Origin of the sequence: Streptomyces aurantiacus, assembly GCF_027107535.1 — a bacterium.
Taxonomy (GTDB): Bacteria; Actinomycetota; Actinomycetes; order Streptomycetales; family Streptomycetaceae; genus Streptomyces.
On sequence record NZ_CP114283.1, the window covers coordinates 3,599,907 to 3,623,535 of the forward strand.

Annotated in this window: 22 protein-coding genes and 1 pseudogene; 11 read left to right on the top strand and 12 right to left on the bottom strand. The window is 71.4% G+C overall.

Annotation, left to right across the window (positions count from 1 at the left end; all coding sequences use genetic code 11):
• Positions 1-426 precede the first annotated feature (426 nt).
• Positions 427-615: a hypothetical protein gene (locus O1Q96_RS17770; RefSeq protein WP_269249120.1), complete on the top strand. Its 189-nt coding sequence runs from the start codon at positions 427-429 to the stop codon at positions 613-615.
• 85 nt (positions 616-700) lie between these two features.
• Positions 701-1,744, top strand: a complete 1,044-nt coding sequence (locus O1Q96_RS17775; protein WP_269249121.1) for an NUDIX hydrolase — start codon at positions 701-703, stop codon at positions 1,742-1,744.
• Positions 1,745-1,822: 78 nt separating this feature from the next.
• Here O1Q96_RS17775 and O1Q96_RS17780 read toward each other — a convergent pair whose 3' ends face one another.
• Entirely contained in the window at positions 1,823-3,178 is a 1,356-nt protein-coding gene (locus O1Q96_RS17780) for a dipeptidase (protein ID WP_269249122.1), read from the bottom strand.
• Between the two features lie 175 nt (positions 3,179-3,353).
• On the opposite strand from O1Q96_RS17780, the gene O1Q96_RS17785 reads away from it, so the two are divergent.
• From O1Q96_RS17785 to O1Q96_RS17795, 3 genes are all read left to right on the top strand, one after another.
• Positions 3,354-4,556, top strand: coding sequence for a geranylgeranyl reductase family protein (locus O1Q96_RS17785; RefSeq protein WP_269253624.1), 1,203 nt, complete (start codon positions 3,354-3,356; stop codon positions 4,554-4,556).
• Positions 4,557-4,646: 90 nt separating this feature from the next.
• Positions 4,647-6,080 (top strand): sensor histidine kinase, encoded by a 1,434-nt coding sequence (locus O1Q96_RS17790; RefSeq protein ID WP_419586908.1) that lies wholly within the window; start codon positions 4,647-4,649, stop codon positions 6,078-6,080.
• Positions 6,077-6,742, top strand: a complete 666-nt coding sequence (locus O1Q96_RS17795; RefSeq protein WP_217457366.1) for a response regulator — start codon at positions 6,077-6,079, stop codon at positions 6,740-6,742. The genes O1Q96_RS17790 and O1Q96_RS17795 overlap by 4 nt, the downstream gene beginning before the upstream one ends.
• Here the strand turns inward: O1Q96_RS17795 and O1Q96_RS17800 are convergent.
• Both O1Q96_RS17800 and O1Q96_RS17805 read right to left on the bottom strand, forming a co-directional pair.
• On the bottom strand, positions 6,703-6,987 hold the full coding sequence (locus tag O1Q96_RS17800) for a DUF6332 family protein (protein WP_269249124.1): 285 nt from the start codon (positions 6,985-6,987) through the stop codon (positions 6,703-6,705). The genes O1Q96_RS17795 and O1Q96_RS17800 overlap by 40 nt on opposite strands.
• Positions 6,988-7,057: 70 nt before the next feature.
• Positions 7,058-8,593 (bottom strand): MFS transporter, encoded by a 1,536-nt coding sequence (locus O1Q96_RS17805; protein WP_269249125.1) that lies wholly within the window; start codon positions 8,591-8,593, stop codon positions 7,058-7,060.
• Positions 8,594-8,678: 85 nt separating this feature from the next.
• Between O1Q96_RS17805 and O1Q96_RS17810 the strand changes: the two genes are divergently transcribed.
• On the top strand, positions 8,679-9,086 hold the full coding sequence (locus O1Q96_RS17810; protein ID WP_269249126.1) for a MarR family winged helix-turn-helix transcriptional regulator: 408 nt from the start codon (positions 8,679-8,681) through the stop codon (positions 9,084-9,086).
• Between the two features lie 117 nt (positions 9,087-9,203).
• On the opposite strand, the gene O1Q96_RS17815 is transcribed toward O1Q96_RS17810, so the two are convergent.
• The 3 genes and pseudogenes from O1Q96_RS17815 to O1Q96_RS17825 form a co-directional block, all read right to left on the bottom strand.
• Positions 9,204-9,941 (bottom strand): maleylpyruvate isomerase family mycothiol-dependent enzyme, encoded by a 738-nt coding sequence (locus O1Q96_RS17815; RefSeq protein WP_269249127.1) that lies wholly within the window; start codon positions 9,939-9,941, stop codon positions 9,204-9,206.
• 74 nt (positions 9,942-10,015) lie between these two features.
• On the bottom strand, positions 10,016-11,083 hold the full coding sequence (locus O1Q96_RS17820) for an NAD(P)-dependent oxidoreductase (protein WP_269253625.1): 1,068 nt from the start codon (positions 11,081-11,083) through the stop codon (positions 10,016-10,018).
• A gap of 58 nt (positions 11,084-11,141) precedes the next feature.
• Positions 11,142-12,347 (bottom strand): annotated as a pseudogene (locus O1Q96_RS17825) (MFS transporter).
• Between the two features lie 245 nt (positions 12,348-12,592).
• Here O1Q96_RS17825 and O1Q96_RS17830 point away from each other — a divergent pair.
• Positions 12,593-13,375, top strand: a complete 783-nt coding sequence (locus tag O1Q96_RS17830; RefSeq protein ID WP_419586909.1) for a carbonic anhydrase — start codon at positions 12,593-12,595, stop codon at positions 13,373-13,375.
• Between the two features lie 89 nt (positions 13,376-13,464).
• Here the strand turns inward: O1Q96_RS17830 and O1Q96_RS17835 are convergent, their stop codons facing one another.
• Genes O1Q96_RS17835 through O1Q96_RS17845 form a run of 3 tightly spaced genes read right to left on the bottom strand, consistent with a single transcriptional unit; the run spans position 13,465 to position 16,479 of the window.
• Positions 13,465-14,958 (bottom strand): tripartite tricarboxylate transporter permease, encoded by a 1,494-nt coding sequence (locus O1Q96_RS17835; protein WP_269249128.1) that lies wholly within the window; start codon positions 14,956-14,958, stop codon positions 13,465-13,467.
• A gap of 1 nt (position 14,959) precedes the next feature.
• A complete protein-coding gene (locus O1Q96_RS17840; protein WP_269249129.1) occupies positions 14,960-15,499 on the bottom strand; it encodes a tripartite tricarboxylate transporter TctB family protein in 540 nt (179 codons plus the stop codon).
• Positions 15,496-16,479: a Bug family tripartite tricarboxylate transporter substrate binding protein gene (locus O1Q96_RS17845; RefSeq protein WP_269253627.1), complete on the bottom strand. Its 984-nt coding sequence runs from the start codon at positions 16,477-16,479 to the stop codon at positions 15,496-15,498. Before O1Q96_RS17845 ends, O1Q96_RS17840 begins: the two co-directional genes overlap by 4 nt.
• A 462-nt stretch (positions 16,480-16,941) precedes the next feature.
• Here O1Q96_RS17845 and O1Q96_RS17850 point away from each other — a divergent pair, with 462 nt between their 5' ends.
• Positions 16,942-18,603 carry a sensor histidine kinase gene (locus tag O1Q96_RS17850; RefSeq protein ID WP_269249130.1) on the top strand — a complete coding sequence of 554 codons (1,662 nt, stop codon included), beginning with the start codon at positions 16,942-16,944 and terminating at the stop codon, positions 18,601-18,603.
• On the top strand, positions 18,600-19,436 hold the full coding sequence (locus O1Q96_RS17855) for a response regulator (RefSeq protein WP_269249131.1): 837 nt from the start codon (positions 18,600-18,602) through the stop codon (positions 19,434-19,436). The genes O1Q96_RS17850 and O1Q96_RS17855 overlap by 4 nt, the downstream gene beginning before the upstream one ends.
• Positions 19,437-19,469: 33 nt before the next feature.
• On the opposite strand, the gene O1Q96_RS17860 is transcribed toward O1Q96_RS17855, so the two are convergent.
• On the bottom strand, positions 19,470-20,297 hold the full coding sequence (locus O1Q96_RS17860; RefSeq protein WP_269249132.1) for an MOSC domain-containing protein: 828 nt from the start codon (positions 20,295-20,297) through the stop codon (positions 19,470-19,472).
• 414 nt (positions 20,298-20,711) lie between these two features.
• Here O1Q96_RS17860 and O1Q96_RS17865 point away from each other — a divergent pair, with 414 nt between their 5' ends.
• Complete coding sequence (locus O1Q96_RS17865) at positions 20,712-21,596, top strand: SIS domain-containing protein (protein ID WP_269249133.1); 885 nt, start codon at positions 20,712-20,714, stop codon at positions 21,594-21,596.
• Positions 21,597-21,607: 11 nt separating this feature from the next.
• Positions 21,608-22,462, top strand: coding sequence for a class II fructose-bisphosphate aldolase (locus O1Q96_RS17870; RefSeq protein WP_269249134.1), 855 nt, complete (start codon positions 21,608-21,610; stop codon positions 22,460-22,462).
• Here the strand turns inward: O1Q96_RS17870 and O1Q96_RS17875 are convergent.
• Complete coding sequence (locus O1Q96_RS17875) at positions 22,448-22,768, bottom strand: hypothetical protein (protein WP_269249135.1); 321 nt, start codon at positions 22,766-22,768, stop codon at positions 22,448-22,450. The two genes, O1Q96_RS17870 and O1Q96_RS17875, sit on opposite strands and share 15 nt — an antisense overlap.
• Entirely contained in the window at positions 22,765-23,607 is an 843-nt protein-coding gene (locus tag O1Q96_RS17880) for a phytanoyl-CoA dioxygenase family protein (RefSeq protein ID WP_269249136.1), read from the bottom strand. Before O1Q96_RS17880 ends, O1Q96_RS17875 begins: the two co-directional genes overlap by 4 nt.
• Between the last annotated feature and the right edge of the window lie 22 nt (positions 23,608-23,629).

Sequence of the window (23,629 nt, forward strand, 5' to 3'; positions counted from 1 at the left end):
GAGTTCGGCGGCGTACTGTGTGCGGGGGTCGCCCGCGGCGGTGGCCCAGCCAGTGTGGCCGCTCCGATGGAGACGCCAAGGACCTCGCTGAGGACGGCAGGGGGCATCTGCGCTGCGAGGGCGATCAGTGCGATGTTGCGTCCGAGCCGGGAGGTCAGGCCGTAGGACGCGAGGCGCGTGCGCAGTTGGCGGGGGCTGCGGGGGCGGCCCGGGTGGGTGCCGGGCAGGAGCCAGGAGTGGTCCGTGCTCCGGCCGAGCGCGACGGGCCGTGATCAGCTCTCGATGCGGGGTCAGAGCTGGTCGTAGTGGTCGAACACAGACGTGACTACACCCGGGGCAGCGGCCACGGTCACTCCGGGATCCGCCGGATCAAGGTCGCCACCGGTCAGTAGCTTGCTCTTCCCCGGCGCCTGCCAGGCGGTGCAGATGAAGCGCCACCGCACCGACCGCAAGACCGGCAAGGTCACCATCGCCACCGTTTATGGGGTCACCAGCCGGTATGAGCTGCCCGGTGTGGAGGGTACGTACAGCGAGGTGACGATCGCGATGGAAGAGCGGATCGTTGGGTATCTCCAGGGAGTCTGGGAGAAGGAGGTGGTAGGAGCCGGGCTGTGACACCCTCATTTCCCATATCTCTCCCAGACGAACCGGCGAAACCCGCTCCGCCGCTGGTAAGCGGCCCTCCCACCCTGGAGTACTAGTGATTGTTGTCTGGATCAACGGTGCGTTCGGTGCGGGAAAGACGACCACCGCACGGGAACTGATCGACCTGATCCCGAACAGCACACTCTTCGACCCCGAGATCATCGGTGCCGGGCTGACGCAACTGCTGCCCGCCAAGCGCCTCGCCGAGGTCGGCGACTTCCAGGACCTGCCGATCTGGCGGCGGCTCGTCGTCGACACCGCGGCCGCGATGCTCGCCGAACTCGCAGGCGTGCTCGTGGTTCCCATGACGCTGCTCCGCCAGGAGTACCGCGACGAGATCTTCGGCGGACTCGCATCCCGCAGGATCGCGGTACGCCATGTCCTGCTCGCCCCGGCGGAAACGATCCTGCGCGAACGAATAGCCGGGCGGGAGGTCCCGCCGGACCTCCCCGACGGGGAGATGCGGGTGCGCCAGTGGTCGTACGACCACATAGAGCCCTACCGCGCCGCCCTCTCCAACTGGCTCACCGCGGACGCGCACCCCGTCGACAACGGCACACTCACCCCGTACGAGACCGCCGTACGCGTCGCCGAGGCCGTGAGCAGTGGAACCGTGCCGGTCTGCGACATCGTGCAGACCCCCGAGCCCACCGCGGAGACCGTCGCGGCGGGGGTGCTTCTCTTCGACGAGCAGGACCGGGTCCTGCTCGTCGATCCGACGTACAAGGCCGGCTGGGAGTTCCCCGGCGGCGTCGTCGAATCCGGCGAGGCGCCCGCCCGCGCGGGCATCCGCGAGGTCGCCGAGGAGACCGGCATCGAACTCACCGACGTACCGAGCCTGTTGGTCGTCGACTGGGAGCCTCCGGTGCCCCCGGGCTACGGAGGCCTGCGTCTCCTCTACGACGGCGGCAGGCTCGACGGCGGCGAGGCCGGACGGCTGCTGCTGCCGGGCCCCGAACTGAGGGGCTGGCGCTTCGTCACCGAGGAGGAGGCTGCCGGGCTCCTGCCGCCCGTCCGCTACGAGAGACTCCGCTGGGCGCTGCGCGCACGGGAGCGGGGCGCCGCCCTGTATCTGGAGGCCGGAGTGCCGAGGGGATAGCCGCCCCCGGGACGTGGGCACCGTGCCCGTGGGGCGCCGGGCCGACCCGCGGTGCGGGGCCGTGCCCGGCGAACTCGCTCAGCTCGCCGCGTAGTTCCGCAGGAACAGGGCCTCCGCGACGGCGAGCCGCTCCAGCTCCTCGGGCGACACGCTCTCGTTCACGGCGTGGATCTGCGCCTCCGGCTCACTCAGCCCGATCAGCAGGATCTCCGCCCGCGGGTACAGGGAGGCGAGCGTGTTGCACAGCGGGATGGAGCCGCCCTGCCCCGCGTACTGCATCTCGGCGCCGTCGTACGCGGCACTCATCGCCTCCGCCATCGCCGCGTACGCGGGGCTGGCGGTGTCGGCGCGGAACGGCTGCCCCTGACCGATCTGCTCGGTGTGCACCCGCGCACCCCACGGGGTGTGCGCCTCCAGGTGGGCCTGGAGCAGCTTGGTCGCCTCGGCGGCGTCCACGCCCGCCGGCACGCGCAGACTGACCAGCGCGCGGGCGCCCGCCTGCACGGACGGGGTGGCGCCGATCACCGGCGGGCAGTCGATGCCGAGCACCGTCACGGCGGGCCGCGCCCAGATGCGGTCGGCGACCGTGCCCGAGCCGATCAGCCCGACACCGTCGAGGACCTTGGCGTCCTTGCGGAACTGCTCCTCGTCGTACTGCAGACCGTCCCACCGCGAGGTGGCCGTGAGCCCGTCGACCGTCGTCGAGCCGTCCTCGGCACGCAGCGAGTCGAGTACGCGGATCAGCGCGCCCAGCGCGTCGGGCGCCGCGCCGCCGAACTGCCCCGAGTGCAGGTTGCCTTCGAGGGTGTCCACCCGGACGTGGAGGAGCGTCATACCGCGCAGCGAGGCGGTGACCGTCGGCACGCCGACCCGGAAGTTCCCGGCGTCGCCGATGACGATCGTGTCGGCGGCGAGGAGCTCGGGGTGCTCCTCGGCGTACCGCTCCAGGCCTCCCGTGCCCTGCTCCTCCGATCCCTCCACGATCACCTTGACGTGGACCGGGACACCGCCGTTCGCCCCGAGGGCACGCAGCGCCAGCAGGTGCATGACCAGGCCGCCCTTGCAGTCCGCCGCCCCGCGCCCGTACCAGCGCCCGTCCCGCTCGGTCAGCTCGAACGGTGGCGTCGCCCAGCCGGCCTCGTCGAGCGGCGGCTGCACGTCGTAGTGCGCGTACAGGAGGACGGTCTTCGCGCCCTCGGGACCGGGCAGGAGGCCGTACACCGACTGTGTGCCGTCAGGTGTGTCGAGCAGGGCGACGTCCTGGAAACCCTCGGCACGCAGTGCGTCGGCCGCCCAGTTCGCGGCGCCCTCGCTCTCGCTCCTGGGGAACTGGTCGAAGTCCGCCACCGACTTGAAGGCCACCAGCTCGGTGAGTTCCGCCTTCGCCCTGGGCATCAGCGAGGCGACGGTCTCGGCGACCGGATTCGACGACATGGGCACGCTCCTCATGGGTGCGACGTTGTACGGGTGGGTACGGGGGCGATGCACGCGGGTGCGGGTGTGCGCGTCGCATACGCTGCCGATCCTCCCACAGCGGTCTTCGCCGGACACGGCCGTAGGATGCGTGGAGCAGATGCGGCAGGCGGCTGGATCGGAGCAGCAGACCATCGTGAGCAGCGAGAACTCTTCGGACGACGCACAGCGGGTGTGGGACGTCGTCGTCGTCGGCGCGGGGCCCGCGGGCGCCTCGGCCGCCTATGCGGCAGCGGTCGCGGGGCGTCGCGTCCTGTTGCTGGAGAAGGCGGAACTGCCCCGCTACAAAACGTGCGGCGGCGGCATCATCGGACCGACCCGTGACGCACTGCCACCCGGGTTCGAGCTGCCGTTGCAGGACCGGGTCCACGCGGTCACGTTCTCGCTCGACGGCAAGTTCGCGCGCACCCGCCGTTCCAAGCAGATGCTCTTCGGGCTCATCAACCGGCCGGAGTTCGACCAGCAGCTCGTCGAGCACGCGCAGAAGGCGGGCGCCGAACTGCGTACGGGGGTGACGGTCTCGCGGGTCGAACAGCACGGCTCGGCGGTCCCGGACCGGCGCACGGTGGCCGTGGTCCTCCAGGACGGCGAGACGGTGCTGGCGCGGGCCGTGGTCGGCGCGGACGGCAGCGCCAGCCGCATAGGAGCACACGTCGGGGTGAAGCTCGACCAGGTCGACCTCGGCCTGGAGGTGGAGATCCCGGTGCCGGAGACGGTCGCGGAGGACTGGAAGGGGCGGGTCCTCATCGACTGGGGCCCCCTTCCCGGCAGTTACGGATGGGTGTTCCCCAAGGGTGACACCCTCACCGTCGGAGTGATCTCGGCGCGGGGCGAGGGCGCCGCCACCAAGCGGTACCTGGAGGACTTCGTCGCCCGGCTCGGCCTCGCCGGCTTCGAGCCCAGCATCTCGTCCGGGCACCTGACACGCTGCCGCGCCGACGACTCGCCGCTGTCGCGGGGCCGGGTGCTGGTGTGCGGGGACGCGGCGGGGCTCCTGGAGCCGTGGACCCGCGAGGGGATCTCCTTCGCGCTGCGTTCGGGGCGGCTCGCGGGGGAATGGGCGGTGCGGATCGCGGAAGCACACGACGCGGTGGACGTCCGCCGGCAGGCGCTGAACTACGCCTTCGCGATCAAGGCGGGGCTGGGAGTGGAGATGAGCATCGGCAAGCGCATGCTCGCGATCTTCGAGCGGCGGCCCGGGGTGTTCCATGCCGCGCTCACGGGCTTCAGGCCCGCGTGGAAGGCGTTCACGGGCATCACCCGGGGCTCCACCTCGCTGGGTGAGATGGTGCGTACGCATCCGATGGCGGGGCGTGCCCTGACAGCGCTCGACCGCTGACCGCCGCCGGACCGGGCGCCGGGTACTCCGCCGGGAGTAGGTGTGATCACCTCGCCCGGCTGACGCCCCCGGCGGCCCGTGGCGTCTAGCGTGGCCGGCATGGAAGAGCAGCGCACACGCCGGTGCGGCGGACCTCCCTGGACCCGCGGCGGACCGCCGCGGCGCCGGTGGCCCGGGCCACCGTGGTGGAACCACCGCGACGAGGAGGAAGAAGGCGTCCGCCGCCCTCGGCTGCCGTGGCGCTCGACGCTGCTCCTCACCCTGTTCGTCCTCGTCGGGAGCAATTTCGCCGCCGAGGGACAGCCCGAGCGGGAGCAGCTCGACGCCCTGGCCCGGGTCCTGCTCCTCGCAGGCACTCTCCTGCTCCTGTGGCGGCAGCGTTACCCGGTGCTCGTGATGTACGGCACCTCGGCCTCGGCTCTCCTCTACTTCAGCGTGGGATACCCGTACGGGCCGATCTTCCTCACGGTCGCGCTCGCCTGCTTCAGCGCGGTCGTGGCAGGGCACCGCCGGGCGGCCTGGGCCGCGCTCGGTACGTTGTGGGTGGTTCATCTCCTGGTGGGGCACGCGTTCTACCGATGGCTGCCGCCGAAGGGTGACCCGGCCTCCTCGTGGGGTGACGAGGTGGCCGTCGCCGCCTGGATCGTGGCGATCCTCGCGGTCTCCGAACTCGCCCGCGTCCGCCGTGAGCAGTGGGACCGCGACCGGGCGGAGCGCAGGCAGGCGGCCAGGCGGCGCGCCGACGAGGAACGGCTGCGCATCGCCCGCGAACTGCACGACGTCCTGGCGCACAGCATCTCGGTCATCAACGTCCAGGCGGGTGTGGGTCTCGCGCTGCTCGACTCCGACCCGGAGCAGGCCCGCACCGCGCTCACGACCATCAAGGCCGCGAGCAAGGAGGCACTGGGAGAAGTGCGCCAGGTACTCGACACACTCCGCACGCCCGGAGACGCGCCGCGCGCTCCGGCGCCCGGGCTCGACCGGCTTCCCGAACTCGTGGAACAGGCCGCGGGCGCAGGGCTGACCGTCGCCGTGGAGAACCGGGGCGGGGACCGGAAGCTGTCTCCGGGTGCCGATCTCGCCGCTTTCCGTATCGTCCAGGAGGCGCTGACCAACGTCGTACGGCACTCGGGGTCACGCTTCGCGCGCGTGCGGGTCGACCGCACGGCCGACGCGTTGCGGCTGCGTGTCGACGACGACGGCCCGGCGACCGGCGAGGACGCGGGCGGCAGCGGCAACGGACTGGCCGGAATGCGGGAGCGGGCGGCGGCCCTGGGTGGCACGATCGAGGCCGGACCGCGAGAGGACGGCGGTTTCCGGGTTCTGGCGGTGCTGCCTCTGAGGAACGCCCGCGGGGCGCCGGGGGCATCGCCCGCGCAGCCCGGGAAGCGTGGCAGTTCCTCACGGCCCGGGACGACCTCGCAGCCCGCGAGGCCCCCGGAGCCCGGTCGGCCCTCCACGTCCGGGATGCCCCCGGCGCCCGAAGAAACCGCAGAGTCCCGCGAGTTCGAGGAGGACCGGTGATCCACGTACTGCTCGCCGACGACCAGTCACTGGTCCGTGCGGGGTTCAAGGCGCTCCTGGACGCCCAGCCGGACATCGAGGTGGTCGGCGAGGCCGCCGACGGGGAGGAGGCCCTGCGGGGAGTACGCGAACTGCGCCCCGACGTCGTCCTGATGGACATCCGGATGCCGTCGCTCGACGGTCTCGCCGCGACCCGTCGTATCACCGACGACCCGGACCTGCGGGACGTCAGGGTCGTCATGCTCACCACGTTCGAACTCGACGAGTACGTCTTCGAGGCGATTCGGTGCGGGGCGTCCGGATTCCTCGTCAAGGACACCGAACCGGACGAACTCCTGCGTGCCGTCCGGGCGGTGGTCGAGGGGGACGCGCTGCTCTCACCGGGTGTGACGCGACGTCTGATCGCAGAGTTCGCGGCCCGCTCGAAGGAACCGGCGGCCGCGGACGCGCTCGCCGGACTCACCGAGCGGGAACGGGAGGTGATGGCGCTGGTCGGCATCGGACTGACGAACGACGAGATCGCGCGGCGTCTCGTGGTCAGCCCCCTGACGGCCAAGACCCACGTCAGCCGCACCATGGTGAAGCTCGGTGCCCGAGATCGGGCCCAACTCGTCGTGCTCGCCTACGAGTCGGGGCTCGTGCGGCCCGGCTGGCTCGGCTGAGGCCCCTGCCGGAACCGGACCAGCACCGAGACCACCCGCAGGAGGAAGAGGACGGCCGCGAGTGCCGTCCCGGCGGCGAGCAGGACTCCCTCGAGGCCGTCCGGCAGGTCGAAGAGCAGTGCGGGACCGACGACGACCCCGAACACCACCGCCGCGGCGAACACGGCGCTGGCCACGGCGTATCCGATCTCCACGGTGATCGCGTCCCGCTCGGACTGGGTCCGTCGTCCCCCGGTGTGTCCCATACGGGGAGTGTCACAGCAGCGCGCCCGGTGGGCAAGAAAGCCCACCGGGCGCACGCCACCGATCACGGGATCAGTCGCGGGCCGCCACGCGCCCGTCCTCCCGCACGAGGTCTTCTCCCTGATCGGCCCCGGTCCCCGGGACGCCCCCGGTGTCAGAGGCAGGACCGGACTTGGCGACCAGGATCGTCGTCTGCCGCGTACGCTGCCCGCGCAGCCCGGTGGCCGTGATCAGCAGGCCTGCCAGGGCGACCGCGGTCACCACGACCAGGCCGGGCCGGTAGCTGTCGAGGACCGCCTGCGGCGAGGAACCGCCGGAGGAGTTCGCCGTCACGACGGCCGTCACGATCGCCAGGAAGATCGCGCCGCCCACCTGCACCGAGGTGTTGAGCAGGCCCGACACCATGCCCTGCTCGTGGTCGTCGACGCCGTTGGTGGCCTGGATGTTGAGCGACGGGAAGACCAGCGCGCAGGCCGCGCCGATCAGCAGCATCGACGGCAGGATCACCGCCGCGTACACCGGGTCCAGGTCGACGCGCAGGAACAGCGCGTAGCCGACGACCATCAGGGCGAAGCCCGCCACGATGAGCCGCGGTGTCCCGAACCGGTCGACGATCGCGCCCATCTTCGTCGCGGACAGGGCCACCAGCGCGCCCGCGGGCAGGAAGGCGAGCGCGGTGTGCAGAGCCGACCAGCCGAGCAGCGACTGCATGTAGAGGGTGACGAGGAACTGGAAGCCGACGTACGAGCCGAAGAACATCATGGCGCCCAGCTGGGCCCGGATCTGGTTGCCCGAGCGCAGCACGCCCAGCCGGATCAGCGGGCTCGGGCTGCGCCGCTCGACGCGTACGAAGACGGTGAGCAGGACCGCGACCGCGAGGAACGACAGCAGCGTACGGGCCGTGGTCCAGCCCACCTCGGGTGCCTGGACGACGGTGAAGACGAGCAACAGCATCGAGGCGGTGCCGAGGACGGCGCCGGGGATGTCGTAGCCGCGGTGGGTCCGGTCGCGTTCGCTGCGCGGAATGAGCTTCAGACCGGCGACCAGGGCGATCACCGCGATGGGCGCGGGCAGCAGCATGGTCAGGCGCCAACTGGCCTCGGTGAGCAGGCCGGACAGGACGAGGCCCATCGAGAAGCCGGTGGCGGCGCAGGTCGTGTAGATCGAGAGGGCGCGGTTGCGCAGCGGGCCCTCCGGGAAGGTCGTGGTGATGATCGACAGGCCGGCGGGCGCGGTGAACGCGGCGCTCAGGCCCTTGATGAACCGGCTCGCGATCAGCAGCGGTCCGGAGTCGACGAGTCCGCCGAGCAGTGAGGCGAGAGCGAAGACGCCGAGGGCCACCAGGAAGACCTGACGGCGGCCGAGGAGGTCCGCGGTGCGGCCGCCGAGGAGGAGCAGGCCGCCGTAACCGAGTATGTAGCCGCTGACGATCCACTGCAGGGTCGAGGTGGAGAGGTCGAGTTCGGAACCGATGGACGGGAGGGCGACACCGACCATCGACACGTCCAGCGCGTCGAGGAACATCGCGGCACAGAGCACCAGGAGGGTGCCCCACAGGCGAGGCGTCCAGCGCCCCTGGGCCGCGGGGGAGGTGAGCGGAGAGGTCATGCGCCACACAGTACATGCGCATGCATTCAATGCAAGAGCATTTAATTCCGATGCAACAAAGGCGGATTTTTGCTAGGGTGCGGCCATGGCGGCTGTCGAGAAGGCCGAGCAGGGGCTCGTGGGCCAGTGGCGCGACATCCTCGCGGTGCACGCCCGCACACTGTGCGAACTTGACCGTGCGCTTCACCAACACGGCCTGGGTGCCAGCGACTTCGAGGTTCTCGACGTACTGGCCGCGGGCGTACCCGCCGACGGCGGGCTCGCCTGTCGCGTCCAGGAGATCGCCGAGCGGGTGCACCTGAGCCAGAGCGCGCTGTCCCGGCTGATCGGCCGCTTGGAGAAGGACGGCCTGGTGGAGCGCTGCATGTGCCCGGAGGACCGCCGGGGCGTGCGCGTGTCCCTCACACCGAAGGGGCGCACCCTGCACGGCGAGGTGCTGCCGCTGCAACGGGCGGTGCTGGGGCGGATGTTGGCCGGCGGGGCCCAGGACTGACCGCTGGTGCCGCTGCCGGTGGCCTGGCCCTTCCGGTCGGCGTTCCAGCGGGGTTGCCGGTCGGCCGAGTCGCGGTCGGGGCACTGTGCCGGGCAGGGGGACCCGACGGCCGGTCGCTCAGCTCCAGGTGACGCCCGACCTTTCCCGCCACAGCGTCGCGAGTGACGCGTCCCCCGTCACGCCCGGGACGGGCCGACGGTTCCACAGCGCCAGGTAGAGCTGCGCGGCCGTGCCCGTGAACTCGCAGTCGGCGTCCGCCACTTCACCCCGCTCGGCTGCAGGCGGCCCGGACGACAGGCGTACGGTCCACGCGGCGTCCGTGTCCGTGGCCCGGACCCGCAGTACGCGTGGCTCGTCCGTACGCACCCTGCTCTTGTCGCGCGCATGGAAGCGGAGCAGCAGCTCGTCGATGCCGTCGACCGCGAAGTCCACGGCGATCGCGCTCGGTTCGCCGCCGAGTGCGGACTCGGCGTCGGCCCGGTGCACGGTCGTCTCGTGGGCCTGCCGCCGAGCCCAGAACGCGAGCGGTGACGGGGCGGGCATGAAAGCCCAGCAGTCCACGTCGGGCGGCGCGGCGGTGAGCGTGTCGACGAGCCGCCGGTGCCCGCGGTGGAACCACGTCAGCAGTTCTGCGCCGTCGAGGTCCGGCAGGCCGCCGTCCGGCCGGTACGACGTGTGCCCCTCGGCGACGAACGCCGTGGCCCACCGGTGCACCATGCCGGTGTGCCGCAGCAGGTCCCGCACCCGCCAGCCCGGGCAGGTACGCACCTCGGCGCCCGGCCCGGCCTTCTCGGCGGCCGCGGTCAGCGTCCGGCCTTCCCGGTCCAGGACTCGTATGAACTCGGCGATCTCCATGGGGGAAGTGTGCAGGATGGAGAGGACTCCAAGGGAGGTGGCCCCCTCCGGCCCGCTCGTCCGCACTCCGCGATTCAGTTCCCGGAGTTCTCGTCGAAGCTCGCGAAGTACGCGGCGGCCATGTCCTCGTCGGCGTGACCCTGCGCGGCGGCGCGCGCGAAACGCTCGGCGCTCGCGGCCGCGACATCGAGGCGGAGCCCGTGCTGCTCGCCGGCCTCGACGATCAGGCGGGCGTCCTTGGCGGCGGTGGACACGGCGAAGGCCGCCGGAGACAACCGGTCCTCCAGGATCAGAGCGCTCTTGGCGTGCAGGTATCCCATGTCGAGCGGGCCGCCGGCGATGGCGTCGAAGAAGCTCTGCGGATCCACGCCCAGGGCCCCGGCCAGGGCGAGGACCTCGCCGGTCGCACTGGTGGCGGCGAGGACCCAGCTGTTGGCCACGAGCTTGAGACGGGTGGCGGTGCCCGCCGCTCCGTCCTCGCCGGTCCACACCGTGCGGGTACCGACCGCGTCGAAGACCGGCGTCACGGCCTCCCGGCCGTCGCTCGGCCCGGCTGCGAGGACGAGCAACTGGCCTGCCTCGGCGGGCTGTCGGGTGCCGAGCACGGGCGCGTCGTAGAAGACCAGGCCCTTCTCGCGGGCGAACGCGGCCAGTTCGCCGACGGCTTCGATGCCGGCGGTCGTCGACTGCACCCAGGCGGTGCCGGTGCGCAGGGCGGGTGAGGCCTGTCGCATCACGTCCAGCGCGGCAGGACCGTCGTACAGCATGGTCAGGACGACGTCGGCGCCCTCGACGGCTTCGGCGGGCGTGCCGGCGACGTGTGCGCCGTCGGCGGCGAGAGGTTCGGCCTTGTCACGGCTGCGGTTCCAGGCCCGGACGGAGTGCCCGGCCCGGGCGAGGTTACGGGCCATCGCGGCGCCCATGATCCCGGTGCCCAGGACGCTGACGGTGAGCTTGTCGGTCATGACATCAACTTTCCGATTCATCGGGTGCGGTGGGTACCACTGTGCCGTGTGCGGCTGAGCGGCGGCGGTACGGGGCGCGTGTGTTCCGTCCCGGGGTGTCGCGCGGCGCCTTCGTGCGTACTCTCGCGTGTCGCGTGTCGCGTGTCGCGTGCCCCGTGCCGTCGGCCGGGGGAGCAGGCGAGCCGTTGACGTTTCGACCCGGCCGGGAGTGCGGCGGCTCGGGTACGTCGGCCGGTCAGATGTCGGCCTGCGTCGCCCGTCGGGTCGCGTACCCGATGGCGGCCGCCACCGCCGCCACCGCCGCCAGCGCGGCCACGCTGGTGAGAGCGGCGGACAAGGAGAACCAGTCCGCCATGAACCCGATCGCGGGCGGTCCGAGGAGCATGCCGCCGTAGCCGAGGGTGGAGGCGGTGGCGACGCCGCTGGGGCCCGCCAGCGCTCAGGCGCGTTCGACGGCGATCGGGAAGATGTTCGCGAGTCCGAGCCCGGTGACGGCGAAGCCGAGCAGGGCCGCCCACAGGGAGGGCGAGAGCGAGCCGAGCAGCATTCCGGCGGTGGCCATGGCGCCGCCGGCGACCACGGTCCGGCTCCGCCCGAGCCGTTCCAGGAGTCTGGTCCCGGTGAGCCGGCCGATCGTCATGGCGAGCGCGAAACAGGTGTATCCCGCCGCGGCGACCCCAGGACGGGCGCCCAGGTCCTGCTCCAGGTGCAGCGCGCCCCAGTCGGCCAGGGCGCCTTCGCCGTACGCCGTGCAGAGGGCGATCAGGCCGAAGACGACGACCAGCCGGCGGGTCCGGGTGCCGGGCTTCCGCGGCACCCGGACCTCGCGCCCCAGGCGTCCCCCGGGCTCGTCGGTGGCCGCCGGTTCCGGGGTCCCGCACCGCAGCAGGGCGCGTCCGGCGAGGGCGGTCACCAGCAGGCCGATCACTGTCAGACCCAGCAGGTGCCGTGCGGGGGACAGGGAGCCCGCGACCAGTCCGCCGAGCCCGGCGCCGACCATGCCGCCCAGGCTGAACGCGGCGTGGAAACTCGGCATGATCGGGCGCCGCAGTACGGCCACGAGGTCGACCGCGGCGCTGTTGAAGGCCACGTTGATCCCGCCGTACGCGGCGCCGAAGACCAGCAGCACGGCGCCGAGGGCGAGGGCGGAGTGGGTGAGCGGGGGCAGCGCGACGCTCAGGGACAGGAGGACGCCGCAAACGACGGTCACGCGATGGCTGCCGTAACGGTCGCACAGCCGTCCCGTGAGCATCATCGTGACGACGGCTCCGGCGGACACGCCGAGCAGCGCGAGACCCAGCGCACTGGCGGACGCGCCGGTCTGTTCCTTGATGGCGGGGATGCGTACGACCCAGCCCGCGAAGACGAAGCCGTCGAGGGCGAAGAAGACGGTCAGGGCGACGCGAAGGCGGGTGAGGTCGCTGCTGCGGCGGCCCGGCACGGCGTTGTGCTTACGGGTTTTGTTTATTCGCGGCACAAAAGGAGGCTAAGTCGACGCGGCGACGGAGAGCAAGGCGTTCACCGATCATCCCTGGACTTCGGTCGATCGGGAACTCTCTCGTCGCTGCCAAGAACAGTTCAACGCTCGCTCATGATTCGCCAACGCTTGGTCATGACTTGTCAACGCTTCCCCATGATTCAGTAAGCCCACGCCAGGAGCGGCCGGTCGGACGTACGTTCCCGTCCGTGATCTCTGACCCAACACCCCACACAGCCGCCCGCGCTCAGCGGACGGCATCCGTCGCCCGGACGTCCGGTGCGACGATCCCTGCCCGGCGTTCCCTCCTGCGCGCCGCGCTCGCCGGAACCACGGCACTCGGCGCGGGCCTGGCCATGGGCGCCGAACCCGCGGCCGCGGCACCCGCCGCTGCCGCACGCAAGCGGCCCGCCAACGCCGAGGAGGCACTGCGGGAGCTGGAGGCGGGCAACCGCCGCTGGCGCACCTTCCGTGAACGGCACCCCGACGAGTCTCCGGCCGTCCGGCAGACGCTGACGACCAGTCAGCATCCCTTCGCCCTCGTTCTCGGCTGCATCGACTCCCGGGTACCTCCGGAGCTGGTCTTCGACCAGGGCCTCGGCGACCTGATGACCATACGCAGCGCGGGCCAGGTCCTCGACGAAGCCGTACTCGGCAGCCTCGCGTACGGCGTGCTCGAACTCCAGATCCCGCTGCTCGTGGTGCTCGGCCACCAGTCGTGCGGGGCCGTGAAGGCCACCGTCGAGGCCGACGAGTCGGGTAAGAAACTGCCCAACCACATCCAGTACTTGGCCGACCAGATCAGCCCGGCCATCGATCGCGCCAAAGAGGGAGCCGCGCGCATCGACGCGACGATCGACGCCAACATACGGTCCGTCCGCGCACGGCTCGCGGCGGACCCCGACCTCGCCGCCAAGGTGAAGACCGGTGAACTCGCCATCGTCGGAGCCCGCTACGAGCTGACCACCCAGCGCGTGCACGGCATCAGCTGAGGTCCGGACGGTTCGGACACGTGAAAGGCGACCGCGGTGGACACCACCACCGCGGTCGCCTTTCACGCTCTCCCGGGAGCGGCGGCGGTTCAGGCCTTCACGCGGCCCCGCGTCACGAGCTTCCTGATCAGGGGCCAGATCAGCAGCAGTACCGTCACCGCGTACACGGTCACCGCGAACGGCGTGTTGACCAGTCCCGTGACGCTGCCGTCGCTGATCTGCAGGGCGCGCCGCAGTTGCTGTTCGGCGTTAGGGCCGAGGATGACGCCGATGACGGCGGGCAGCACCGGCAGGCCGTACCGCCGCATGCCGAACCCGATCAGGCCGATGATCAGGAGGATCACCAGGTCGATGACCTCGCCGCCGACCGCGTAGGCGCCGACCGCCGCGAAGAACAGGATGCCCGCGTACAGGTACGGCCGGGGGATGCGCAGCAGCTTCGCCCACACCGGAGCCAGCGGCAGGTTGAGCGCGAGCAGCAGCACCATGCCCACGAAGAGCGAGGCGATCAGGCCCCACACCAGCTCGGGCTCGCGTTCGAAGAGGAGCGGGCCCGGCTGGATGCCGTACTGCTGGAAGGCCGCCAGCATGACGGCCGCGACCGCTGTCGTCGGCAGACCCAGGGTCAGCATGGACACCAGGGTCCCCGCCGCGGAGGCGGACGCCGCCGACTCCGGTCCCGCCACGCCCTCGATCGCGCCCTTGCCCCAGTCGTCCGGGTGTTTCGACAGGCGCTTCTCCGTCGCGTACGACAGGAAGGTGGGGATCTCCGCGCCGCCCGCCGGGATCGCGCCGAACGGGAAACCGATGAACGGCCCGCGCAGCCACGACTTCCAGGTCCGCTTCACATCGTCACGGCCCAGCCAGGGCCGGCCCACCGGGATCGGTTCGCCGGGACTGCGCCGCAGGTGCGCCGCCACCCACAGGGCCTCGCCGATCGCGAACAGGCCCACCGCCACGATCACCACGTCGATGCCGTCGGCGAGTTGGAGTGAGCCGAAGGTGAGCCGCTGCTGACCGGTCATCTGGTCCAGGCCGACCAGGCCGAGGGTCAGGCCGATGAGCAGGGACGCGAGTCCTCGGATCCGCGACGAGCCCAGCACCGACGTGACCGCGATGAACGCCAGCACCATGATGGCGAAGTAGTCCGGCGCACCGATGTCCACCGCCAGTTCGGCGACCGTCGGGGCGAGCGCGACCAGCAGGACCGTGCCGATCAGACCGCCCGCGAAGTGGCCGATGGCGGCGGCCGCGAGCGCCTGCGCGCCGCGGCCCGACTTGGCCATGGGGTTGCCTTCCATGGCCGCGACCACGGCAGCGCTCTCGCCGGGCGTGTTCAGCAGGATCGAGGTGGTCGAGCCGCCGAACATCGCCCCGTAGTAGATCCCCGCGAACATGATGAACGCGCCGATCGGTTCGAGTCCGTAGGTCACCGGCAGCAGGAGTGCGACCGCCATTGCGGGGCCGATGCCGGGCAGTACGCCGATCGCGGTGCCGAGCAGCACGCCGAGCGCGGCCCACAGCAGGTTGACGGGAGTGAGCGCCGTACCGAAGCCGTCCATCAGGGAGTTGAGGGCGTTCATGTCACAGCACTCCCATCAGCGGGCCGCCCGGCAGCGGTACTCCGAGCAGGTTGTTGAAGATGGTGTAGGTGGCGAGGGAGAGAACGGCCGCGATGAGCGGGTCCCGGTCGATCCGGCGGCTGCCGAGTGCGAAGGCGGCGCCCCAGAAGAGGAGCGCGCCCGCGACGGGGAACCCGAGCGGTTCGATGAGGACGGCCGAGCCGAGGAACACCCCGGCGAGCAGCAGCACCGTGCGCCAGTCGGCGGGTTCGGACAGGTCGATGTCCTCGCCGCCCTCCGCCTGGCCGCGACCGCCGCGCAGGACGTCGACAGCCAGCAGGGCGGCGATCACCAGGAGGCCGACCCCCACCACCACAGGCACGGTCTTCGGTCCGACGGGCCCGCGCTGGGTGATGTCGACGTCCATGGTGAGGGCGTCGGCCAGAACCAGTACGCCGAGCCCCAACAGCATGACGCAGACGCCGAGTTCGGAGTGCTCGCGCAGCCAGGAACGCCGCTCGTCCGCGGGCGTCGGGGGGATGTCGGTGGTCGGCGTCGTCACAGTCCCAGCTCCTTCAGTACCGAAACCACGCGCTTGTCCTCGGCGTCGAGGAAGTCGCTGAACTTCTTTCCGGTCAGGAAGGCGTCGTCCCAGCCGTTCTGCTCCATGGACTTCCGCCACTCGGGGGAGTCGTGCAGCTCCTCGACGAGGCGTACGAGCTTGTCGCGCTCGGCGTCCGACAGGCCCGGTGGGGCGACGATTCCCCGCCAGTTGGTGAAGTCGACGTCGTAGCCGGACTCCTTGAGGGTGGGCGCGTCCAACTCGTCGACCCGCTCAGGTCCCGTGACCGCCAGGACTCGCAGTTCGCCCGCCTTGATCTGGTCGAGGTACTCGCCGACGCCGGACACCCCGAAGGCGACCTTGTTGCCGAGGATCGAGGCGAGCAGCTCGCCACCGCCGTCGAAGGGCACGTAGTTGACGTCCTTCGGGGCGATGTCCGCGGCGCGCGCCATCAGCATGGGCGCGAGGTGATCGGGCCCGCCGGGCGAGGAACCGCCGCCCACCGGAAGCTTGCCGGGATTCTTCTTCCAGGCGCCGATGAGCTCGTCGATCGTCTTGTACGGGGAGTCCTTGCCGACCACGACGACGTCCTGCTCCTCGGTGAGCCGGGCGATCGGGGTGGTGTCGGCGAGTGTCTTGGGCGCGTCGTTGGAGCGGACGGCGCCCACGACACCGAGACCCATCGACATGGCGAGCTTGCCGTTGCCGTGCTCGCTCACCAGTCGGCTGAGCCCGACGGTGCCGCCGGCGCCCGGCAGGTTGAACACCTCGATGTTGTGCGTGAGTTCGGCGTCCTCGGCGTTCTTCGCGGCGGTGCGGGCCGTGATGTCGTAACCGCCGCCGGGCGTGTTCGGAACCATGAAGCGCAGGCCCGGGATCTGCGTGCCGGTCGCGGAGTCGCTGCCGGACGTGAGCAGCGGAGGACCCACGAGCACGAGTACGGCGGCCCCGAGCAGGGCGAGGGGAGTGCGCAGGCGCACGAGTTCCACCACCTGTCGATACGTCGATGAGGTACGGGGAGAGGAGCAGGAGATGCGGGAAACGCGGGAGGGGGGCCGCGGAGCAGGGGGATGGAGTACGGGGAGGGGCACGGGGTGTACGGGGAGCCCCGGGGGACGGGGTGACGTGGGCCACATGTTGCCCGGCCGCTCCCTGCCTGTCTCTCTTCCGGAACCAACGGAGGTTGTGGTCTTTGTGTCACCTGCCGCGTCCGTCGGCCGTCCGCCGCTCGGCTCTCGTCCCCGGCGGCCAGCCGTCCGCCCTTCATCACCCGCCGGCTGTCACAGCGACCCACGAGCAGTCGTCGATCACCGGGCCCGCCCCGCATCTCCCGTTCCCGTTCCTGTCTCTTCTCTTTTCCAGGCCGCGGGCGGGGGCCATGATGGTGCGACCCGGCGGCTGAGCCGAGCTACGCCGTGTCAGCACGAGAGATTGAGTCCGCCGTGGTCGCCGCCTTCCGCCGTCAGACCCTCGCGGGCGAGATGCTGGTGCTGCAGCTCGCCATCGTCGTCGTGGTGCTCCTGGCCGTCGCCGCGGTCTCCCTCGCGCAGTCGGAGGCGACCTTCAACCGCGTCGAGGGCCGCCGGGTCAGCGCGCTCGCCGAGCAGCTGGCCGCCAACCCCCTGACCCGCAGCCAGCTCGTGCGACCTGCGCCGCAGGAAGCGCTCGCCCCGCTGGTGAACTCCACCCAGACACAGTCCGGGGTCACCTCGGTGACGGTGGCCGACGCCGACGGCCGGATCGTCAGTTCCACCGACCCCACGGCGATCGGTGACCCGCTGCCGCTCGGAGAGGGCGCCGCCGAGGGCCGGGGCTGGACCGGCTCACTGACGCTGGACGGCAGCCGTGAACTCGTGGCCCAGGTGCCCGTGCTCGGCGCGACACAGGAGAACCTCGGGCAGCACCTGGGCACGGTGATGATCGGCGAGGCGGACCCGACGGTGTGGCAGCGCCTGAGCGGGGCGTCCTCGTACCTCCTCGCCTATCTGGGCATAGCCAGCGGGCTCGGACTGGTCGGCTCCTGGCTGCTGGCCAGGCGCGTCAAACGGCAGACCCTGGGCCTGGAGCCGCGCGAGATCGCCGGACTGGCCGAGCACCGCGAGGCGATGCTGTACGGGATCGCCGAGGGGGTGATCGCCCTGGACCCTCAGCACCGGCTCACCCTGGCCAACGACATGGGCCGGCGTCTGCTCGACCTCCCCGCGGACTGCGTGGGCCGCAGTCTTGCCGAACTCGGCATCGAGGGACGGTTGCGGGACGTCCTGGCGGGGGACCGGAGCGGCGCGGCGGGCGAGCGCGACGAGGTCGTCGTCCGGCACGGCCGCGTACTGGTGATGAACCGGATGACCGTCGCCAAGGACGGCCGCCCGCTCGGCTCGGTCACCACCCTGCGGGACCGCACCGAACTGGCCCGGCTGGAACGGGAGATCGGATCCTTCCGCAGCTCCTCCGAACTGCTGCGCGCGCAGGCGCACGAGTTCGCCAACCAGCTGCACACCATCTCGGGGCTGATCCAGATCGGCGAACAGGACGAAGTCGTGCGCTACATCAGGGCGTTGAACCAGCGCCGCCAGTCGCTGGACGTCACGCTCAGCCGCCGCGTCCGCGACACCGCCGTCGCCGCCCTTCTCATGGCCAAGTCCTCCCTCGCGGCCGAACGGAAGGTCAGCCTGCGGATCTCCGACGGGACCGCACTCGACCGGCTCACCCCGGAGGACGCCGCCGACGTGGCGACCGTGGTCGGCAACCTCGTCGACAACGCCGTGGACGCCGCGTCCGTCGCGGCCGCCGCCCGCGAACCCGACGGCCACGAGGCCTGGGTGGAGGTCGAACTGAGGCAGGACGCCTCCAGCGTGGAGATCGTGGTCCGCGACTCGGGTCCCGGCGTCGCGCCCGAACTCGCCCGGGAGGTGTTCTCGCACGGCTTCACCACCAAGGCCGCCCAGGAGGGCGAGCGCGGCATCGGCCTGGCGCTCACCCGTCTGGTCTGCGAACGTCACGGTGGTGAGATCTCGGTGACCAACACCCCCGACGGGGCCATGTTCACCGCACGCATGACCGTCAGCCACCTCACCGACGCGGTGGCGGAAGGAGCGACACGATGAACGGAGCGCCCGGGCCCGGTTCGGCCGCCACCACGGCGGGGGCCACCGACGCGACCACCGCCGCTGCCCGGGCCGTCGCGGACCGTAGGGCCGATGGTGTCGGCACGGCCGCCGCGGTCCGTTCCGCCGGCGCGGCCGAGGCCTCCGAGACGGCCGGCACGATCGACGTGCTGGTGGTCGACGACGACTTCATGGTGGCCCGGGTCCACCGGACCTTCGTCGAACGCGTCGAGCCGTTCCGCGTCGTAGGTGTCGCCAGTACGGGTGAGCAGGCCGCGCGCGCCGTCGACGAGCTGCACCCGGACCTCGTGCTGCTCGACCTGTACCTGCCGGACTTCTTCGGCCTGGACGTCATCCCCCGGCTGCGAACCGCGGGCCACGACTGCGACGTCATGGTCATCAGCGCGGCACGGGAGGCCGACACGGTGCGCGGAGCCGTCCGCCACGGCGTCGTCGACTACCTCCTCAAACCGTTCGAGTTCGAGGACCTGCGGGCCAGGCTGGAGCGCTACGCCGTCCAGCGCGGCCGCCTGCTCGCGACCGTCGTGCACGGCCAGGCCGATGTCGACAGGGTGCTGGCGGGAGCGGCCGTGCCCGCGACGAACGTCAGTACGTTGCCCAAGGGCATGAGCGTGGAGACGGCCGCGCTGATAAAGCGGACGCTCCGTACCGCCCAGGGCACACTGTCCGCCGCCGAGTGCGCGACGCTGGCCGGCGTCTCCCGCGTCAGCGCCCGCCGCTACCTGGAGCACTTCCACACCACCGGCAGCGCCGACGTGTCCCTGCGCTACGGCGCGGCGGGGCGCCCCGAGCGCCGCTACCGGCTGCTGTGATCGCTGCGGTCGCCGTACGGACCGGATGCAGGGCTACAGCTCGGACTCGCCCCACCGGCTGACGATCACGTCGTCGCCGACCGACAACTTGCCGGTGCGCAGGACCGCGAACTTCGCGCCGAACGCGACTCCGCCCTCAGCCGCCCGGCGGTATCCGGCGAGGGTGCGCAGTGGTTCAGGACCCGCTCTGCCACCTGACCGCTGGTCGACCACGGTCACGGCACAGCGGATGGCGAGCTTCGCGTACCCCAGTTCCGCCCCGCCGATGGCGATGCGGTGGGCGCGGTCCTCGGTGTGCGGTTCGTCCCAGCCGTCGATCACGATGTTCGGGCGGAAGCGGTCCATGGACAACAGGTGCGCGCCGCGTTCGGCCAGCTTGCGGTGCAGCAGATCCAGAGTGGAGCGCGACAGCACGTGCAGCGCGGAGCTGTCGGCGTAGCCGGAGGTGCCCGGTGTCCGCCCACCGGTCACCCGGTCGTGTTCCTGCGGTACACGCACGAGTCTGCTGGGGCTGCCGAGCAGGTCCGAGAGCCAGACGGCCGCCGTGTCGCCCTGGTCGATCCCCTGGTACGCGGTTCCGAAGAGGTCGACCGGTCGCCGGGCGCCGACGGTGTCCACCTCGACGTCCACGGGCTCGCGGCCGGGCGCACGAAGCCTGAGACGGTACCCGTCGCCGGTGATCTCGGGCCGGACGACGGCCAGCAGCGGATCGCGCCGCTGGGTGCGGTACACACCCTCTTCGCTGACGACCATGAAGCTCCGGTCGTGCGCCAGACCGGCGGGCGTCACCAGCGCCTCGCTCGCCGATGTCCCGGCGCAACCCTTGACGGGGTAGTACGTCAACTCGACGACGTTGGCCATGCGTTGTCCTGCTTCCCGTTCATCCCGCTGCGTCCGATGACATGCCCCCACCCGCCGACGTCGAGCCGTGCCCCCCGGCCGTAGGCCCGCCACCGACCCATCCCGCCGTCACGTCACGACATCGTCGGTTTCGCCTCCGGAGCGGCCGACGCGAGTACGGCTCTCACCGCGCAGCCGATCCTGCCATCGTGCCCCGCCGACAGGGCTCCCTTCAACGGAATGCGGTGGTCTTCAGAGGCACCCCTCCCGGTCTGCCGGAGCCCGACGCCCAGACACCGACTTCTGGCGTTCCCTCCTCCGGTGCCTTTGGCGCACGCCACTTCCCTCCGGGATGCTTGATTGTGCTTGAAATCTCGCTATATCTTGCAAGAGTAATCATTCTGCAGGGTGATCATCCCATCGGGAGGGTTCGGCGTGAGTCATGTCGAGAACGAACTGGCGGCCCAGCCCGCATGCTGGATCCGGGCCGCCGACGAGGCAGCGGGGCATGCGTCCGTGCTGCCCGCCGCGGGGGAGCGTGTCGCTCTGGTCGGGTGCGGCACCTCGTGGTTCATGGGGCAGGCCGCCGCGGCCCTGCGTGAACAGGCGGGACAGGGCGAGACGGACGCCTTCGCCGCCTCCGAGTTCCCCCACGGCCGCGCGTACGACCGGGTGATCGCCCTGACCCGCTCCGGCACCACCACCGAGGTCCTCGACCTGCTCGACCGGCTGAAGGGGCGCACGCGCACGGTCGCGATCACCGCGGATCCTCGAACTCCCGTGATGCAGGCGGCCGATGACGTCGTCGTACTCGACTACGCCGACGAGCGGTCCGTCGTGCAGACACGGTTCGCGACCACCGCTCTGACCCTGCTGCGCGCACACCTCGGCCTGCACACCGACGCCGTCGTCACCGACGCCCGCACCGCGCTGGCCGAGCCGCCGCCCGAAGGGCTCGTCGACTGCACGCAGTTCACGTTTCTGGGGCACGGCTGGAGCGTCGGTCTCGCGAACGAGGCCGGGCTCAAGATGCGCGAGGCCTCCCTGGCCTGGACCGAGGCCTATCCGGCGATGGAGTACCGCCACGGCCCGATCAGTGTCACCACCGCAGGCACCGCGACCTGGATGCTGGGTGAGGCACCCGACGGGCTGGCCCAACAGGTTCGCGACACGGGGGCGTTGTGGGTCGAAGGCGGACTCGACCCGCTCGCCGAACTCGTCCGCGCCCAGCGACTCGCCGTGGCCGTCGCCGCAGCCCGGGGCCTGGACCCCGACGAGCCCCGCCACCTCACTCGCTCGGTCATTCTCACCACGCCCTGAAGGGACGGTTCATGCCCCTCGTAGCAGCCGGCGAACTGGTCGCCCGGGCGGCCGCCGCGCGGACCGCCGTCGCCGCCTTCAACGTCATCACGCTGGAACACGTCGAGGCCGTCGTCGCCGGCGCCGAGGCGGCGAACGCCCCCGTCATCCTGCAGATCAGCGAGAACGCCGTGAAGTTCCGCTGCGGACGGCTCCTCCCGCTGGCCCGTGCCGCGACCGCCGCGGCCGAACACGCGGCCGTCCCCGTCGCGTTGCACCTGGACCACGTCCAGAGCGACGAGCTGCTCCGACAGGCGACAGACGCCGGATTCAGCTCCGTCATGTACGACGCCGCCCGTCTTCCCTACGCCGAGAACCTGGCCGCGACACGGGCCGCCGTGGACTGGGCCCACGCCCAAGGTCTGTGGATCGAGGCCGAGTTGGGCGAGGTCGGGGGCAAGACCGGGCAAGCGCCGCTGGGCGCCCACGCGGCCGGCGCCCGTACCGACCCGGCCGAGGCGCGCGCCTTCGTCGCCGACGCGGGCGTCGACGCTCTGGCCGTGGCGATCGGCAGCACGCACGCCATGACCACGCGCACCGCCACCCTCGACCACGACCTGCTCAAGCGTCTCGACGCCGCTCTCGACGTCCCGCTCGTGCTGCACGGCTCGTCCGGCGTCCCGGACGCCGAACTGCGGGCGGCCGTCGCGGGCGGCATCACCAAGGTGAACGTGGGCACCGCCCTCAACATCGCGATGACCGACGCGATCAGGGAGTTTTTGACCGCGCACCCCGAGGCGGTCGACTCGCGCAAGTACCTCGTCGTGGCGCGGCAGGCGATGGTCAGGGCGGTGGCACGGATCATCGGGGTGCTAGACGCTCGCTGACGTGCCTGTCGCCGTGCCCGCTGACGCGTCCGAGGCCATGTCGACGAGCTTCTCGAAGAGGAACTCGTGCTTGAGGAACGACACGTCGTACTCGGACCCCGGGTACGGCGGGATCAGCTGGGCCGCCTGGAACAGCCGCCAGCCGTCCCGCAGCGCGTCCACGCCCGACCCGTAAGGGGGTTCGTCGTTGTCACCGGTCGTGGGCGACGTGCGGCCCGTGCCGTCGTACACCGACCAGCCGACGACCTCGGAGTCCAGCGCCGACGTACCCAGATAGAGGACCAGCACCTGCTGACGCACAGTCATACGGCTTCCTCCTGCGGGCGGTTGGAGACACGGGTGACCCAGTGTTCGAGATCGAAGGACGCGTCGCCGGTGAGCGAGCGCCACAGCAGTACGCGGTTGTAGAGCTCCAGACGGCCGGTTGCGGGTTCGTACCACGGGAACGTCGTCGCGAGTTCCTCGGCCACCCGCGGGTCGGCGAGGTCCGAGGTGTCCCACAGGCGTCGCTGGCGTACGGCCGGGTTGAAGCGGATCTTGAACATGTAGCGCACCACGTCGCTGTCGTTGCGCCGCCCGCCGTGCCAGAGTCCGTGGTGCAGAAACACCACGGTGCCAGCCGGGCAGACGAGCCGGGACTGGCCGAGCAGGTTCTGGTAGCGGCCCGTGTCCGACTCATTCGTGCGCCGCAGGTGGCTGCCGGGCACGCTGAGGGTGCCGCCCATGTCCAGGGTCACGTCCTGCGGGTAGTACATCAGCTGGACGTCGAAGGCGTCCGTGCGGACGTCGATGATCGCGTCACCGTGCAGTGGCTGCGCCGCCCCCTCGTGGGGCTCGCGGACGTGCACGGCGTGGTGGTCGACGCGCGGGCCCGGACCGACGAGGCTGCGCAGGGCGCCCGCCACGGCCGGGACGCCGAGCAGGCGCCGTACGAAGGAGCCCTCGGGGTAGGCGTCCGCCACCGTGCTGCCGTACGGCACGGCGGGCACGCCGCGCCCCAGGATGCCGATCGCCTCGGCGTTCATCGCGGCCGGGACCACCGCGTCCAGGCGCAGCGAGCCGTGGGCCACGAAGCGGGCCATCCGCACCGAGTCCAGAAGGGGAGGCCGTTCGGGATGCGCCGGAGGATGCTCGGGATGCGTCATGGACCGACCGTACGGAGCCGGG

Coding starts and splice junctions, on each gene's coding strand:
- O1Q96_RS17800 (WP_269249124.1), bottom strand. CDS start 6,987: ATGGGACACACCGGGGGACGACGGACCCAGTCCGAGCGGGACGCGATC.
- O1Q96_RS17805 (WP_269249125.1), bottom strand. CDS start 8,593: ATGACCTCTCCGCTCACCTCCCCCGCGGCCCAGGGGCGCTGGACGCCT.
- O1Q96_RS17870 (WP_269249134.1), top strand. CDS start 21,608: ATGCCCCTCGTAGCAGCCGGCGAACTGGTCGCCCGGGCGGCCGCCGCG.
- O1Q96_RS17810 (WP_269249126.1), top strand. CDS start 8,679: ATGGCGGCTGTCGAGAAGGCCGAGCAGGGGCTCGTGGGCCAGTGGCGC.
- O1Q96_RS17880 (WP_269249136.1), bottom strand. CDS start 23,607: ATGACGCATCCCGAGCATCCTCCGGCGCATCCCGAACGGCCTCCCCTT.
- O1Q96_RS17780 (WP_269249122.1), bottom strand. CDS start 3,178: ATGTCGTCGAATCCGGTCGCCGAGACCGTCGCCTCGCTGATGCCCAGG.
- O1Q96_RS17855 (WP_269249131.1), top strand. CDS start 18,600: ATGAACGGAGCGCCCGGGCCCGGTTCGGCCGCCACCACGGCGGGGGCC.
- O1Q96_RS17770 (WP_269249120.1), top strand. CDS start 427: ATGAAGCGCCACCGCACCGACCGCAAGACCGGCAAGGTCACCATCGCC.
- O1Q96_RS17860 (WP_269249132.1), bottom strand. CDS start 20,297: ATGGCCAACGTCGTCGAGTTGACGTACTACCCCGTCAAGGGTTGCGCC.
- O1Q96_RS17875 (WP_269249135.1), bottom strand. CDS start 22,768: ATGACTGTGCGTCAGCAGGTGCTGGTCCTCTATCTGGGTACGTCGGCG.
- O1Q96_RS17835 (WP_269249128.1), bottom strand. CDS start 14,958: ATGAACGCCCTCAACTCCCTGATGGACGGCTTCGGTACGGCGCTCACT.
- O1Q96_RS17815 (WP_269249127.1), bottom strand. CDS start 9,941: ATGGAGATCGCCGAGTTCATACGAGTCCTGGACCGGGAAGGCCGGACG.